At 40.5% G+C, this 16,177-nt stretch carries 13 protein-coding genes; 9 read left to right on the top strand and 4 right to left on the bottom strand.

What is annotated here, in order from left to right; translation table 11 throughout:
* Positions 1-77: 77 nt before the first annotated feature.
* The gene (gene gtfA, locus DLJ48_RS03140) at positions 78-1,538 is read left to right on the top strand and encodes a sucrose phosphorylase (RefSeq protein ID WP_128685835.1); all 1,461 of its coding nucleotides are present in this window, start codon (positions 78-80) and stop codon (positions 1,536-1,538) included.
* Between the two features lie 4 nt (positions 1,539-1,542).
* Here gtfA and DLJ48_RS03135 read toward each other — a convergent pair whose 3' ends face one another.
* Positions 1,543-2,202 carry an HD domain-containing protein gene (locus DLJ48_RS03135; RefSeq protein ID WP_128685833.1) on the bottom strand — a complete coding sequence of 220 codons (660 nt, stop codon included), beginning with the start codon at positions 2,200-2,202 and terminating at the stop codon, positions 1,543-1,545.
* 124 nt (positions 2,203-2,326) lie between these two features.
* Here DLJ48_RS03135 and DLJ48_RS03130 point away from each other — a divergent pair, with 124 nt between their 5' ends.
* Both DLJ48_RS03130 and DLJ48_RS03125 read left to right on the top strand, forming a co-directional pair.
* On the top strand, positions 2,327-2,902 hold the full coding sequence (locus DLJ48_RS03130) for a TetR/AcrR family transcriptional regulator (RefSeq protein WP_161566103.1): 576 nt from the start codon (positions 2,327-2,329) through the stop codon (positions 2,900-2,902).
* Positions 2,889-4,883: an ABC transporter ATP-binding protein/permease gene (locus tag DLJ48_RS03125; RefSeq protein ID WP_128685829.1), complete on the top strand. Its 1,995-nt coding sequence runs from the start codon at positions 2,889-2,891 to the stop codon at positions 4,881-4,883. The genes DLJ48_RS03130 and DLJ48_RS03125 overlap by 14 nt, the downstream gene beginning before the upstream one ends.
* Positions 4,884-4,929: 46 nt before the next feature.
* Here the strand turns inward: DLJ48_RS03125 and DLJ48_RS03120 are convergent, their stop codons facing one another.
* The gene (locus tag DLJ48_RS03120) at positions 4,930-6,261 is read right to left on the bottom strand and encodes an MFS transporter (RefSeq protein ID WP_161566102.1); all 1,332 of its coding nucleotides are present in this window, start codon (positions 6,259-6,261) and stop codon (positions 4,930-4,932) included.
* A 148-nt stretch (positions 6,262-6,409) separates the two neighbouring features.
* On the opposite strand from DLJ48_RS03120, the gene DLJ48_RS03115 reads away from it, so the two are divergent.
* Positions 6,410-7,393 (top strand): Rgg/GadR/MutR family transcriptional regulator, encoded by a 984-nt coding sequence (locus DLJ48_RS03115; RefSeq protein WP_128685825.1) that lies wholly within the window; start codon positions 6,410-6,412, stop codon positions 7,391-7,393.
* On the opposite strand, the gene DLJ48_RS03110 is transcribed toward DLJ48_RS03115, so the two are convergent.
* Positions 7,390-8,751 carry an amino acid permease gene (locus DLJ48_RS03110; RefSeq protein WP_128685823.1) on the bottom strand — a complete coding sequence of 454 codons (1,362 nt, stop codon included), beginning with the start codon at positions 8,749-8,751 and terminating at the stop codon, positions 7,390-7,392. The two genes, DLJ48_RS03115 and DLJ48_RS03110, sit on opposite strands and share 4 nt — an antisense overlap.
* Positions 8,752-8,817: 66 nt before the next feature.
* Here DLJ48_RS03110 and metG point away from each other — a divergent pair, with 66 nt between their 5' ends.
* On the top strand, positions 8,818-10,845 hold the full coding sequence (gene metG / locus DLJ48_RS03105) for a methionine--tRNA ligase (protein ID WP_128685821.1): 2,028 nt from the start codon (positions 8,818-8,820) through the stop codon (positions 10,843-10,845).
* Here metG and DLJ48_RS03100 read toward each other — a convergent pair whose 3' ends face one another.
* A complete protein-coding gene (locus DLJ48_RS03100) occupies positions 10,846-11,346 on the bottom strand; it encodes a GtrA family protein (protein ID WP_128685819.1) in 501 nt (166 codons plus the stop codon).
* Positions 11,347-11,453: 107 nt separating this feature from the next.
* Between DLJ48_RS03100 and DLJ48_RS03095 the strand changes: the two genes are divergently transcribed.
* The 4 genes from DLJ48_RS03095 to DLJ48_RS03080 all read left to right on the top strand — a co-directional run bounded on the left by DLJ48_RS03095 (position 11,454) and on the right by DLJ48_RS03080 (position 16,155).
* Entirely contained in the window at positions 11,454-12,083 is a 630-nt protein-coding gene (locus tag DLJ48_RS03095; protein WP_128685817.1) for a sugar transferase, read from the top strand.
* Positions 12,083-12,850: a DUF4422 domain-containing protein gene (locus DLJ48_RS03090; protein WP_128685815.1), complete on the top strand. Its 768-nt coding sequence runs from the start codon at positions 12,083-12,085 to the stop codon at positions 12,848-12,850. The genes DLJ48_RS03095 and DLJ48_RS03090 overlap by 1 nt, the downstream gene beginning before the upstream one ends.
* Entirely contained in the window at positions 12,840-14,009 is a 1,170-nt protein-coding gene (gene glf, locus DLJ48_RS03085; protein ID WP_128685813.1) for a UDP-galactopyranose mutase, read from the top strand. The genes DLJ48_RS03090 and glf overlap by 11 nt, the downstream gene beginning before the upstream one ends.
* A gap of 187 nt (positions 14,010-14,196) precedes the next feature.
* Positions 14,197-16,155, top strand: a complete 1,959-nt coding sequence (locus DLJ48_RS03080) for an LTA synthase family protein (RefSeq protein WP_128685811.1) — start codon at positions 14,197-14,199, stop codon at positions 16,153-16,155.
* Positions 16,156-16,177: the final 22 nt, after the last annotated feature.

Here is a 16,177-nt window from a genome sequence, read left to right as displayed (position 1 = left end):
TTGTCAATCCTTTATAATATAATTGTATTGATTAATGTACAGGCGTTTGTTTGCAAAAAACAACGTCAGGAGGAAATATGCCAGTTCAAAATAAAGCCATGCTGATCACTTATGCTGATTCGCTCGGTAAAAATATTAAAGAGTTGCAAGATGTTTTACAAACGGATATCGGTCCGGCGATCGGAGGCGTTCATTTACTGCCATTTTTCCCTTCGACTGGAGACCGTGGTTTTGCGCCATCCGATTATACAAAAGTTAATTCAGCATTTGGTGATTGGCATGACGTCGAAGCTTTAGGCGACAAGTATTATTTAATGTTTGATTTTATGATCAACCATATTTCACGCGAATCTGTGATGTATCAGGATTTTAAAGATAAGAAAGATGATTCCAAATATAACGATTTCTTTATCCGCTGGGAAAAGTTTTGGCCAAAAGGCCGCCCAACACAGGCTGATGTCGATTTAATTTACAAGCGCAAAGATAAAGCGCCGATTCAGGAAATCACATTTAAAAATGGCAGCCAAGAACACCTTTGGAACACTTTTGGCGACGAACAGATCGATATTAATGTTAAGTCCAAAGTCGCACAAAAGTTCTTTAAGGATACTTTAGAGACAATGGTCAAACATGGTGCCGATTTGATTCGTTTAGATGCCTTCGCTTATGCAATCAAAAAAATCGATACCAATGACTTTTTCATTGAACCGGAAATTTGGGATCTGCTGGAATCGGTCCGACAGATTCTGTCGCCTTTGCAAGCTGAGATCCTGCCGGAAATTCATGAACATTATGCTATTCCTGCTAAAATCAATGCCCATGGTTACTTTACCTATGACTTTGTTCTACCTTTAGTGACGCTGTATACGCTTTATTCCGGTAAGACCAAGCAACTAGCTAAATGGCTGAAGATGTCGCCAAAAAGACAATTCACGACTTTGGATACACACGACGGCATTGGTGTTGTTGATGCGCGTGATGTTTTGACTGACGATGAGATCGATTACACGTCCAGTGAATTGTATAAAGTTGGTGCGAACGTTAAAAAAACTTATTCATCAGCTGCTTACAATAATTTGGACATTTATCAGATCAATTCAACCTATTATTCAGCACTTGGAAATGATGATAAAGCCTATCTGCTGGCTCGGATCTTCCAAATTTTCGCGCCGGGAATTCCACAAATTTATTATGTTGGTCTGCTGGCGGGTGAGAATGATCTTGATTTGCTGGAAAAGACGAAAGAAGGCCGTAATATCAATCGCCATTACTACAGTAAAGAAGAAGTAGCTCAAGAGGTAAAACGGCCAGTTGTGGCATATTTGCTGCATTTACTGACATGGCGTAATCAATTTGCTGCCTTTGATTTAAATGGTGATAGTCAAGTCGAGGTTATTGGTGAAAACGAGGTCAAAATTGTCCGTACTGCCACTAACGGCCAAGACCTGGCTGAATTAACCGCCAATGCTGCGAAAAAAACTTTTGCGATCAAAGCGAATGGCAAACTGATTTTTAGTGATGATCAGCTCGACAGTTAATTTTTTAAGCTTTTAGCTGATATTCTGCTAGGTATTCCGCCACAAAATCATGCATAAACTTGTCGCGTTTCACGGCAAGTTTTTTTGCTGTTTCAGTATTCAGGGAATCCTTGATTTTAAATAATTTTTCGTAAAAATGATTCAAAATAGGCTGTTTTTCATTGCGATACTCAGATTTGCTTGTTAAATCGCGCGGTTTGATCGCTGGATCATAATCAATTTGATCATGCGCAAAACCATATTTGAAGGTTCGGATGATCGCAATTGCACCAATGGCCTCTAGACGATCAGCATCTTGAACGATTTGGCCATTAATATCTAATGTTTTGCGATGGCCGAAGACTTGAGCGGACCAGGACATATTATCGATGATCTCAAACATACTCTGGCTATCAACACTGATACTTTGCAAAAACTCAGCCAGTTTATTTTTTGCTGCTGCAGGGTCTTTAAATAATTTATCATCATAAGTATCGTGCAAAGTTGCAGCAGCCAAGACGATGAATTCATCTGCTTGCGGTTCGTTGATAAGAATTTTTTTTGCCAATGCTAGGACACGATCAATATGCGAACTGTCGTGGCCAGACTGGTCTGACGCTAAGGTGTCACGCATAAAATGATCTATTTTTGCTAATTTTTCTGCTTCTATTTGAGATAAAACCATGCTCTCATTTTATCTCTGATTTAATCTTCGTTTGCCAAAAGCTTTGAGAACTTGTGATAAACTAATTTCAGACCGAACGGTCGGTTTCAACATGACGGTAAAAGAGCGAATTTTACAATCATCCATGCAATTATTCTTGTCCCATGGCTATAAAGGGGTATCGATTTCAGATATCATCACAGCTGCCGATGTGTCTAAGGGTGGACTTTATAATTATTTTTCTAGCAAAGAAGATTTATTCTTGCAGGTTTTGATGCAGTCTTCGACGGCCTTTGTCGATGCGCAAATTACCTCCTTTGCAAAACAAAAATTCGACAGCTTTCAAGCGTTCTATTTAGCTTTTGCAAAAGTATATGATCAACTGCTTGCAGATGAAAAATCCGACTTAGGCGCGACGCTGATTCTGATGGTTGATGCAGTCAAGACTTTTCCACAGCTGGGTCAGGAAAATAAGCGTTACGATGATTTTTTTGACAATACTTGGATCGCAAATCTGAAACAAGGACAGCTTTCGGGCGAATTAAGACCTGATTTTTCAGCTGAAAGCTTAGTTAAAATTTATTTGAATTTAGTTCATGGTGTTTGCGTTGACTTTGCGCTTCGATCACCGAACACCGATATTTCCAAAATTCAACTAAAAGAAAAATTCAACACCATGTATTTATTAATCAAAAAGAGGAGCGATAATGGCATATCTTGAACTAAAAAATATTCACAAGTCTTATACGTTAAACAAAACCGAAAAATTCCCTGTTTTAAAGGGTATTGATCTCAAATTCGATAAAGGCGAGTTCGTTAGTATCCTGGGCGAGTCTGGCGGTGGTAAATCAACTTTGATGAATATTATCGGCGGATTGGATCACGATTACGATGGTGATGTCATTTTAGACGGTGTTTCGACGCGGGACTTCACAGAAAAACAAATGGATGCTTATCGGCGTGAAACGATCGGTTTCATTTTCCAGAGCTTTAACCTGATTTCGCATTTGACTGTTTTGGATAATGTTCTTGTTAGTTTAGACATGACCACGCTGACGCGGGCTGAAAAAGAACAGCGTGCCAAGGATCTTTTAGAGCAAGTTGGCCTTAAAGAACATATTAAAAAACATCCTAATCAGTTGTCCGGTGGTCAAAAACAGCGTGTTGCAATTGCACGTGCGCTGGCCTCTGATCCTGAAATCATTATTGCTGATGAGCCGACTGGTGCCCTGGATTCGAAAAACACCGATGAAATACTTGAAATTATGGAAGGCATCGCACGATCAGGTAAACTCGTGATCGCTGTGACCCATTCTGAAGAAGTAGCTCATTTCGGTACGCGGATCGTGCACATGTCGGATGGTGTCATTGACCATGATCAGGCTAATCGTGAAAAGTATCCGGCACCGACGGAAAAGAGCAAAAGGCTTGTTTCAAAAAAATTAGGGGTCGCGGCCGCTTATAAAAATGCTTACAAACACACGATGTATTATTTCTGGCGCAATTTCTTAATTATGCTGGGAACAGGCATTGGTATTTTTGCTGTCTTGCTTTTTTCCGGTTTGGGAAACGGGATCTCTGCTTTTATTAATCAGCAGATAAATTCCTTGGTCAATCCGTCCTCTGTTACTGTGATGAAAAATACGAGCGGCAAACAGATGAGCCAAGCTGAGTTCACTAGTTCGATCAGACAATCTTCAGCTAATCCGGCTGCGATGCTGATCAAACCCTCTGAGCTAGCGAAGCTGAAAACTTTGAAAAATGTCAGTGCTGTTCAACCCGGCTATCAATTCAGTCAATACACGTTAACACTGACTGGCAATGCCCAGCCGATTACCGGCAGCAGTCTTCAGACTTGGACTAAGGCTTATGCTAACGGCACGGTCAAAAGCGGTACTAAGCCTGGTAAAAATGAGATCGTGATTGACAAATCGCAAGCACAAAGTTTTCTAGGAGCGAAGAAGTACAAGCAAATAATTGGTAAAACAGTCAGTTTGAGTTTTACTTGGATCGACAGCAAGCAGCAGCCTGTGGTAGTGAAACATGATCTGAAAGTTGTTGGTATTGCGGACGGCGGTCAAGCTGGTGCGATCACTGCTACGAATTATTCAACCATGAAGGCGATCTTAAAAGAAGCTGGTGCCACGACCGATGCTAGTTTTGTCTCTGTTAATGCTAAGTCGATCAATGTCACGAAAACAGTTGCTAAAGAAGTCAACGATCTGAAAATAAATGGTAAGTATGCTTTTGGTGCCATTACAGTGGGCGATATCCTTAACACGGTCAGTTCTTATGTTAAATTGGCGACGAACGTTCTTGCGGCGATCGCTGGTATTTCGCTAGTTGTTTCAGCCTTGATGATTATTGTTTCGATGTATATGAGTGTTTCTGAAAGAACCAAAGAAATTGGTGTTCTACGTGCTTTGGGTGAGGGAAAACGCGATATCAGCCGTCTCTTCACAGGCGAATCTGTTCTGATCGGTTTGTTCTCGGCTGTCCTAGCCCTTGTCCTAGCCTTTGGCATTGGTGGACTAGCTAATAAAGCACTCTATGGTTTGGCTAAAGCCAATATGGTCATTATCACACCTGGAAATGTTGGCTTTGCCTTTGTGATCGCGATCGTTATTTCGTTCTTGGCAGCCTTGTTGCCGGCAAGAAGAGCTGCAAAACTTGATCCAATTGAATCATTAGCTAGCGAATGATGGCTACTGGTCCTTTTATAAAAAAGCCGCTCCTTTGAAGCGGCTTTTATTTTTGTCCAATTTCTAAATTTGTCTGGGTCGCTGCGTCATCATCGCTTGTTAGATTACTTTTTCGATAAAAAACGAGTGATAAAACAAACAGGAAAATTGAACTAATACCCATTACCAGCCAAGCATCAGCGGGTCGGTAGACATTGGCGATCGTCAAAAAGACCAATTGGCCAACCGGCATGGCCAGTGTCATGATCGAACCGAAAATACCCATAATGGCCGCTAATTGATGTTCGGGTACGACTCGCATCATCATGGCGCCGATTTTAGGATTCAATTTTCCCAAAATATATGCCATGGTAAACATCAGAATTAAGAGAAGCCAGCGATTTGGGAAGAAAGCTGTCGTTAGACCCAACACTGCCATGACAAACTCCAGCAGAATAATGATCGTTGTAATTTTCATTTTGCCGAGGAAATCTTCCATAAGCAAAGCACTGATAATCATGCCGATCGAAAAGACTGAACCATAGACCGCGACTGATTGACCATAAGTATTGAATAAAGGTGGAAAATACAACGCATGATGCGATAGCAGCATTAAATTTAAGACGGCATCTACGGGCGTACCGAAGAAATTGATCATCGCGCCAAAGACAAGAATAAAGAGTACGATCGGCGAAGCTGAAATCATTTTTAAAACACCAGCCTTTTTAGGACTGCTAGCTGAGCTTGGTTCAGCTGCGGCACGAGACTGCTTGATTGCGATCTGTGATTCGGTTTCAGCCTGTTCTAGTTGTGTTCTTGAACTGAAAAGGGCTAAGAAGGCAATGGCAAACATTAAAGCGTTCAGCAGTGCGAAAACATCATAGCGGTAGTTAATGATCACGATCAGCGTCGCACCAAGTACTTGCCCGACAATGCTGACAATACTTGAGATAGCCGTTTGCAGGCCATTTGCGACTTCTCGTTTTTCATTAGGAACGACATGCTTGATGATCGGCATTGAGACCATTGAAGAAAGACCACCAGTCAGATCACTGACAAAATTGATCAATAGCAGCGGGATGAAAATAGTCCAGGATTTCAGATCACCGAAAAAGAACAAGCCGGCTTCCAGCAAGTACAGCACAGTTTGAAACAAGCGCCGATCCAGCATGTATTTGATCGGTTGCTTAATGCGGCCAGCCATGTTTCCCAAAAAAGCCTGCAGCACCATTGGCATCACTGCCATAAATGAGACGACGGAAATGGCCAGCGTCTTATTTGGCAGTTGTGCGGCATAAATCAAAAAGACGATATTGAAAAGGACCGCGCCGATCGTCTCAAACAAGTCACTGACTATAATTGCTCTAAATGCTTTATTGCTGCGGATAAGTTCTTTCATTTCTGCTCCTTCGATCGCCTGCATATAATTTATAACATATTACTGTTTGTGTCAATGTAATATGTGATAAACAATTTATCTTCAACTAGATAAAATCATTATTAAGAGAATTGCTAAAAATATTAAAAAATGGGAATATATTCCCATAATGAATACAGAAAACAACTATGGCCGTCTTTTTTCACAGATTCGCATCGAAAAAAATCTCAGTCTGACGGATCTAGCCGAAGATGGATTATCACGCTCGTTGATCGGGCGTTTTGAAAAAGGGCAGACGAAGATATCAGCTGATCGTTTTTTTCGTTTGCTGTCTAAAATTCAAGTGACACCGGATGAGTTTTTATTCCGACAAAAAAATGGCCAGCTGCCGGATTATTTTCGTCGTTTAGCTGAACGCATGCAGGATGGGGATGGCGATAGCAAGAACTTAGCCGAAAATCGTCAGTTGGAAAAGGAGGTCGCGCGTGATTATGCTGCTGATCCAAGCAATTTAGCAGCGAAGTATTTAGGTATCCTGCTGCATTTTATCAACCAGTCTTCTGATGACGTTAACAGCGGCCAAAATGATCCAAAAAAAAATCATAAAACGTTTGCCGAGTTCAAACAAGCTAGTCACGAAATTTTAAAGTATTTGTTCAATGTTGAGATCTGGGGCAAGTTTGAAGTTTATTTGTACACAGGTTTCTCTACGGCTTTTGATGCACAAACGCGTATGCTGTTATTGAAATCAGCCCTGAGATCCAGTGATTATTTTCGTAATTTATCTGGACAAAATGATTTCGCGGATCAGGATTATAAGATTATTTTGTCAGTGATCTCCAGCCAAATATATGATGATCTGCCGACAACTAAAGTATTATTGGATACATTAAAAGCGCGTCTGGATCTGAGACCTGATATTCGTTTTCGCGCGGAATATTTATTTCAATTAAGTCTCTATGAAATTGCGATCGGTCAAGAAGCAAAAGGTCAGGCGCGAGCGGAAAACGTGATCAGATTATGGCGGCTGCTGGAAGATGAAGATGAAGCCGCAACACTTAGCTATTTTTTACAGCGTTTTAAGAAATATCTCGTGAAAAAACGCCAAGGAATCGCTTCCGAACTGGATCGTTCCATTCGTTTGATGCTTTAATTTTTATGTTTTGCCAGCGAATAGCTGCCAAAGACGACGATCCAAACAACTGTCCCGATCACAGCTGGACGTGTGCTGCTTTGAAAGAGCATGGATAGCAGAATAAAGCACATAAAAGCGATCGTTAAAGGGTCGAAAATCTTTGCTTTCGGCATCAAAAAACCGTCTGGCAGATAGTCTGGGGAGTCGATATATTTGCGATGTGCGCAAAGCGTGAGGATATAAATCAATAAATAGGCACCGGAGCTGACGCTGGCAATCACGGAAAAGGCATCCTGGACGCTGGGGATCACATAAATAATTGGCGATATCGCAACAGTCAAAGCTGAAAAACAGATCGCGCGAGCCGGTACGCTTTTTTGACTAATCACGGCGAAGTGATGCTTAAAAGAGCCTGAGGAATCAAGTGCCAGCTGATAAAGATGACGTCCGGCTGAATAAAGAACAGAATTCAAGGCACTGGCAGCAGCTGTTAACACAACGAAATTGATCAGACCCGCTGCCCAGCTAATGCCTAACAACTTAAAGACCCAGACAAATGGCGACTGTTGCGGATCCAAAGAACGCCAAGGATAAATCACCATAATGGCCAGCAGTGCGCCGATGTAAAAAATCAAAATACGAAAAATAATCTGATTGATCGCCCTCGGCAGTACTTTGCGCGGATTTTTCGTTTCACTGGTCGTGATACCGACGAACTCAATTCCTTGGTAGGCGAAAAAGACCATTGGAAAAGCCATCACGAATTTTGTCCAGCCGTTAGGAAAGAATTGGAAAGCAGTTGTGATATTGCTGAGACCAGCGTAACCGACTGGTGTTTTGAAATGGACAGCCAGCATAAAAATACCAGTCAATATCAAAGCGAGGATCGCAGAAATTTTAATCATGGCAAACCAAAACTCAGCCTCGCCGAAAAATTTAACCGTGATCAGATTAATCGACATGATCACGAGTAGAAAGGCTAATTGGATCAGCCACATCGGTAGTTTTGGAAACCAAAATTGAAAATAGATGCCGACCGCTGTCAACTCGCTCATCCCCATAAATATGATTGACAGCCAGTAGGTCCAGCCTGAGAAAAAGCCAAAGGGTCTGCCTAGATATTTCGTAATGAAATTGATAAAAGTATGCTGGCTGGGATCCATGTAGAGCATTTCGCCCATGGCCCGCGTCAGCATGAACATAAAGATGCCGGCCACGAAGTAGACAAGCATGATCGATGGACCCGTCAATGCGATCGAACGTGAAGACCCTAAGAAAAGACCTGTCCCGATCGTGCCGCCAATCGCGATCAGCTGAACTTGCCGGTTTGATAAGGCACGTTTCATCTTATTTTGACTGTCGTTAATTTTCTTCATCACTATTCATAGTAATGCTATCCGTGTTTATAATAGAAATATGTCTTTGAAGGGGGCTCATTTGCCATGACTGAAAAAAAGAAATTCTATATTACGACACCGATTTATTATCCATCGGGGAAACTGCAATTGGGCAACACTTATACAACGGTTTTAGCTGATTCTGCAGCGCGTTTTCATCGAGCTTTAGGCGAAGACGTCTTTTTACTGACTGGAACCGACGAGCATGGTCAGAAAATTCAGCAAAAAGCGCAAGAATCTGGTAAATCTGAAATTGATTACCTAGATGAAATGGCCGTCAGTATTAAAAAACTCTGGAAATTAATGGATATATCTTACGATAAGTTTATCCGGACGACCGATGACTATCACGAACGGGTCGTTCAGCATATTTTCAAGAAATTTATGGATGAGGGTGATATCTATAAAGGCGAATACGTCGGCTGGTATTCTGTTTCCGATGAAGAATATTTTACTGAGTCGCAATTAGCCGAAGTCTACCGTGATGACAAGGGTAAAGTGGTTGGTGGTAAAGCGCCCTCAGGCCATGAAGTTCAGCTTGTCAAAGAGGCGACTTATTTCTTTAAGATGAGCAAGTACGCTGGCTGGCTATTGGATTATTACAAAAAACATCCTGAATTTCTGCAGCCTTCCAGCCGCATGAATGAAATGATCACGAACTTTATTCAGCCGGGGCTAGAAGATCTGGCTGTGACACGCACCAGCTTTAATTGGGGCGTACCGGTTCCAGGCGATGAAAAACATGTTATTTATGTTTGGATCGATGCTTTATCCAATTATATTACGGCACTTGGCTATGATCCGGATCTTGGTGATTTCGATCAGCAGCCCGAGTTATTTAAAAAATTCTGGCCGGCCGATGTCCAGTTAGTTGGCAAAGAAATCGTGCGTTTCCACACGATTTATTGGCCGATCATGCTCCACGCTTTAGGCTTGCCTTTACCAAAAGAAGTCCTCGGTCATGGCTGGCTGGTCATGAAAAACGGGAAAATGTCCAAGTCCAAGGGCAACGTGATCTACCCAGAGACTTTGGAAAGCCGTTATGGATTGGATGCTGTTCGATACTATCTTTTGCGCAGCATGCCCTTTGGCAATGACGGTGTTTTCTCACCGGAAGATTTTGTGAATCGTGTCAATTTTGATCTAGCAAACGATTTAGGCAACTTATTGAATCGAACAGTTTCAATGATCAACCGTTATGAAACCGGCCTGATTCCGCCAATCAACCATAGTATTGAACAAGACGCTGACCTGGAAGCGACGGCTGAGCAGGCTATTGACGACTTTAAGAGTGAAATGGCCGAGGTCCACACCGCTGATGCCCTGGAAGCTGTCTGGACTTTGATTCGCCGGACGAATAAATATATTGATGAGACGCAGCCTTGGTCCCTTGATAAGCAAGGCAAAAAAGCCGAACTAGATGATGCGATGGCCCATTTAGCAGCCTCGCTGCGTGTGATCGCCGCATTATTGCAGCCGGCTCTCACACAATCTCCAAACAAGATCTGTCAACAGCTGGGTCTAGCAGTTCTGCCGGCCATTGCGGGACTGAAATTTGCTGATCTGCTGACTGGTGGTAAAGTCGTAGAACGACCAACACCTTTGTTTCCACGGCTTGATGTTGAAGCCGAAGTCGCCTTCATTTCTGGATTAGTCAAAAAGGATACCAAAGGAAAAGGGCGGGCTCATATGGAAGTAGCTAAAGAAAAAGCTAGACAGGCAGACTCGGAGCAAAAAGCTGAGGAAATCAATTATGATGACTTTGCCAAATTACAGTTAATTGCCGGTAAAATCAAGTCTGGGGACTTCTTGGCTAATTCTAAAAAATTGATCAAATGGCAGATCGATGATGGCAGTGATCACGGTCGTCAAATTCTTTCAGGTATTCGCGAGTGGTATCCAGATCCGTCAGTGCTGGTTGGTAAAACTGTTGTGATCGTTGCTAATCTACAAGCTAAAAAAATGGCTGGTGAAATCAGTCAAGGCATGATTCTTTGTGCGGAAAACGCCGACGGCAATGTGATCGTGACAGAATTGCCAGATAATATCGAAGCAGGAGCAGTGATCAATTGATCACTGCTTTTTATTTTTGAAAACAAATAATTTTGAGAAAATGTAGTTCAAAATGATAGCTGCTACTTGAATCACCATTGACCAGATAAAAGTGTTGGCTAATACTGGTGATCCAATAAAGCTTTTGACGATCGGCCATTGCGTCAGACCGGCCGTGTAAGTCAATTGATTCAAGCCAAAGAATTTAATAAAAAAAGCACCGAATTTTTCAATACAAAGCCAAGTCACGAAGAGATCGAGAAAAAAGACTAATAGTCGGGCAGCCACGAATTTTAAAAACTGTGTGAGCAGCGAACTTTTTTCGGCTTGTTTAAAGACCCAAAGCTTGTTCGTTACAAAAGCAAAAATAATTGCTGCAGATTGGGCAGCAACCACTGCTAAGAGGGCATTTTGACTCAGCGCGACCGTTAAAAAACGACCGATAAAGTAAACGACTGTTGTTAAAACACCAAAGATCAAATAGACAATAATTTCGTAGTTTTTATGATAAAAGTTTTTCATGATCAGACTTTCTAATTTTAGATCAAAACACACCAAGTTAGTTTTTTATTAATAATTGTCTCGGAACAAATCTTGATTTAATCTATTTAGTTATAATAAGACAAAGAATGAGTGAGTCGCAGAAACATTACATACCTTTTAAAAGACTGATCGATATTGCCGGAAGCCTTGTCGGTTTCGTACTGCTGTCATGGCTTTTTTTGATTTTGATTATTTTGCAAAAATATCACGACCCTAAAGGCCCTATTTTTTATCATCACGATCGCGTGGGCAAAAATCATAAGCATTTCAAACTAGTCAAGTTTCGTTCCATGCGATCTGATGCTGATTCCTATTTTGAGCGCCACCCTGAAGATTACAAAATATTCGTTGACAATGATTACAAGTTCCCGGCTGGCGAAGATCCGAGGGTCACACGATTCGGTCGTTTGCTGCGGCGGACAAGTCTCGATGAATTACCGCAATTGTTTAATATTTTACTGGGACAAATGTCGATCGTTGGGCCGCGGCCGGTCACAGAACCAGAATTGAAATACTATGGTAAGAATGTTGATAAATTCTTAAGCGTCTTGCCGGGTGCGATGGGATTGTGGCAGGCAACCGGCCGTTCTGATATTAAATATCCTGAGCGAGCTGTAGTAGACCTAGAGTACGTTGATCACATCGGATTCTGGTATGACTGGTACATCGTCTATTTGACAATGAAAGCCATCTTTTCCCGCGAAGGTGCTTACTGATGAAAGCCAAAATCTATATTGCCTCTCACAAGCTTTACCAAATGCCTAAAGACCCTTTATATCAACCAATTTGGGTCGGACATGCTAAATCAAATAACCCCTTGGACCTGCCGGCTGGCTGGATCGCTGATGATAGCGGCGACAATATCAGTGCGAAAAATTCCTCTTTTAATGAACTGACAGCGCTTTACTGGGCTTGGAAGAATTCGGATGCCGATGTGATCGGTTTGGTTCACTATCGACGTTATTTTTCACTGAATCATAAAAAGGGTCTCGCAAATATTCTGACCGATGATCAGCTGGGGAATTTATTAGAGACGAGCCGCATTATTCTACCGAAAAAGCGCCGCTATTACATCGAAAGCAACTATTCACATTATGTTCATGCTCATCATAAAGAACCGCTGGATAAGGCGCGCGAGTTAATGGATGCGCATTATCAGGAAAGCTTTGATAAGGTGTTAAAAAAGACCGACCAGCATTTATTTAATATGCTGATCATGTCGCGTAGCGAGCTTGACCAATATGCCAGCTGGATGTTTCCAATTTTATTCAGTCTTGAAAAAGAGATCGATACAAGTGGCTACGATCCTTATGAAAAACGGGTTTTTGGTTTCATCGGCGAACGACTTTTGGATGTTTTCTTGGATGCTAACAATAAGCAGTACATAGAAGTACCCTTTGTTTTTGAAGAAAAACAGAATTGGATCAATAAAGGCGGGCGTTTTCTGATGCGCAAACTAACTGGAGGAAAAAATGGCAAATAAATACAATACAAAAAATTATGATTACTTGATCGTTGGTGCAGGCCCTTTTGGTGCTATTTTTGCCTATGAAGCCGCTAAAATCGGCAAGCGCTCGCTTGTAATCGAAAAACGGCCCTATATTGGCGGCAACATGCATACGCACAGTGAGCACGGTATTACGGTTCATGATTTTGGTGCTCATATTTTTCACACCGATAATCAAGAAGTTTGGAATTTTGTGAATCATTTTGCTGATTTCAATAATTATCAAAATCAGGTCATCGCTAATTACAAAGGGGAACTGTACAATCTGCCCTTCAATATGAATACCTTCTATGAAATGTGGGGGGTCAAGACGCCGGCTGAGGCCAAGGCTAAGATCGAAGCGCAGAAAAAAGAAGCTGGTATCAGTGGCCAGCCGCGTAATTTAGAAGAGCAAGCCATTTCTTTGATCGGGACTGATATATATGAAAAACTGATCAAAGGCTATACAGAAAAGCAGTGGGGCCGAAAAGCAACTGAATTGCCTGCCTTTATTATCAAACGACTGCCAGTGCGCTTCATTTTTGATAATAACTACTTCAACCATCGTTACCAAGGCATCCCGATCGGTGGTTACACGCAGCTATTTGACAAGTGGCTGGCTTCTGGTCTGATCGATGTGAAAACAGATACAGACTTTTTTGCCGATAAAGACAATTATTTAAAAGAGTTTCCCAGGATTGTATATACAGGCATGATAGATCAGTTCTTTGATTACCAATTTGGCGAACTGGAATACAGAAGTTTGAAATTTGAATCAGAGACACTCGATACAGATAACTATCAGGGAAATTCGGTCATTAATTATACCGATGCACAGACAGCTTATACACGAGTCATGGAATGGCGTCATTTTGATGGTTTGGCCGATCATGGCAAGACGATCATTACGCGTGAATATCCACAGGATTGGGATCGCAGCAAAGAAGCTTATTACCCGATCAATAACGAAAAAAACACAGCAACCTATAAAAAATATGCCAAATTAGCTCGAGCACATGAAGATCAAGTTATTTTCGGCGGTCGTCTTGGTCTTTATCGCTATTTCGATATGGATCAAGTTATCAACGCGACTTTCAACAGGGTCAAGCAAGAATTTAATTTGCCAGCCGACTATCGTTTTGATCATAATTATTAATTGCAAAGAAACCAGTTTGTATTTTAATGAAGGCTGGTTTTTATTAATCATAGATTAATTAAATTATTGTATAATGCTTTGATGTTTTAAATTGGTTTGAAAAGAGTAAGAGATTTTGAAATTTAAAGAAGCATGTAAGAAGTTTTTTCATAAGGTCAATAATTTTAAGTCAAAAAAAAATCCATCCATGGCTGCCAGTATTGGTTTACCACGTTGGTTTTTTTATCCTTTTTTAGTCTTAGCCTCTTCGACTCTGGTAATTTGGTTTGTCCAATTTAAGATTCAAGTGAATATGAATCAAACCATGGTGCAGCGAGTCCAGTCAGCGTCGAATTTTATTATAAATAGTGTTATTCCTGGTAGCCAGAATCATCAATTTATTTTGAATTTAATTTTTGTGTTGGCTTTTTTTGGTTTTATTTTAGCTATTACGAATCGTTTTTGGCTGACTTTTATTTTGAACAATCTGATTTTTATTATTTTTGGCATTGCTAATCAACAAAAATTGATTTATCGAAATGAAGCAATTGTTCCATCTGACTTGTCACAATTGTCCAACCCTTTTGCATTAACTAGTTTTGTCGGTATTAAACCGTTAGCGTTAATACTAATAATAGTTATTACTGCACTTGCAGTTGCTTTAATTTATCTGCTTTTTAGAAAATATGATGCAAGGATAAAATTTACTAATTGGTATGTTCGGGTACCCTTATTGCTGTTATCTGGTTTAGTGATTTATTCTGCTGGCGATCTTTATACACCAGATACTTGGCCGAATAAAGTTGCTGACAAATTTAATGATTCGCCAGTTCCTTGGGATACGAATAATGATCAACGCACTAATGGTGCAATATATTCCTTTATGCGTTTTTTTGACGATAAAATCATGACGGCACCTAAAGGATATTCTAAAGAAACAATGGCCAAACTTGATAAAAAGTATGTCAAAATTGCAAAGCAAATAAATAAATCGCGTAAAAACTATTTAAATCAGCAAACTGTTATTTATCTTCTCAGTGAGAGTTTTTCTGACCCAACTCGTGTACCTGGCCTAACGGTTAGCCCTGATCCGATTGCAAAAATTAGGAACATTAAAAGCAAGACCACTTCTGGTTTAATGCTGAGTTCGGGATATGGCGGCGGTACAGCTAATCTAGAGTATCAAGCCCTAACTGGGCTGTCCTTAACTAATTTTTTACCAACTGTGACTTCTCCTTATGTCCAAGTAGTCCAATCATCTAAATACACGCCAAACATCAGTAATGCTTGGTCAATTAAGAATGCCATTCATCCCTATTTACCTGTCATTTACGATCGATCAACGGTATATAAAAAATTTGGTTTCCAGAAATTTTATTCATTGTACAGTCCAAAAGTTAAATATTCGAAACATATAGACAACAATCCATACGTTAGTGATGAATCGGCTTATGACAACATTCTTTGGCAGCTACATAAAACTCAAAAAGCTCAATTTCTTCAAATGCCAACCATCCAAAACCATTTAAGTTATGATAGTTGGTACAAAAAATATACTTTTAATATCAAGTCAAGTTATAACCGTACTCCATGGGAATCAACAGAAGCCAAAACTTATGTGCAAGGATTGAGTTACACGGATAGTGCAACTCAGAAATTTATTGATGAATTGGATAAAATAAAGCGTCCAATTACGGTTGTTTGGTATGGAGATCATTTGCCTGGTATTTATGATAGTGAAATGGCAAACTCTGAAAATCTATTAAGTCTTCATGAAACTGATTATTTTATCTATTCCAATAAGGCCAGCAAAACACATGCGACAAAATTAAGTGATAATACGAATTATACGTCACCAAATTATTTTCAAGCTCTTTCAGCTGAACACATGAATGTTAAAATTTCACCGTTTTTGGCAATGCTGACTGAGTTAAGAGAACAATTACCAGCCTCTTCTAATGCACTAGCTAAGAGTGGATCGGATGTTTGGCAAACTAGCGATAAAAGAAATATATATTTGAATGACCAAGGAAAACAGATATACAATAGTAGCCTAACTAGTAACCAAAAGACATTGCTCAAAGATTATAAGATGATTCAGTACGATATCATCAAAGGAAAGCATTACATTAAAGATGATGGCTTTATGACAATGCCAAGTAAGTAATTGTTTTGACAAAACAATTTAA

The sequence above is a fragment of the Oenococcus sicerae genome (assembly GCF_004102045.2).
Lineage (GTDB): Bacteria > Bacillota > Bacilli > Lactobacillales > Lactobacillaceae > Oenococcus > Oenococcus sicerae.
This window is presented reverse-complemented; position numbering and strand designations above follow the sequence as displayed.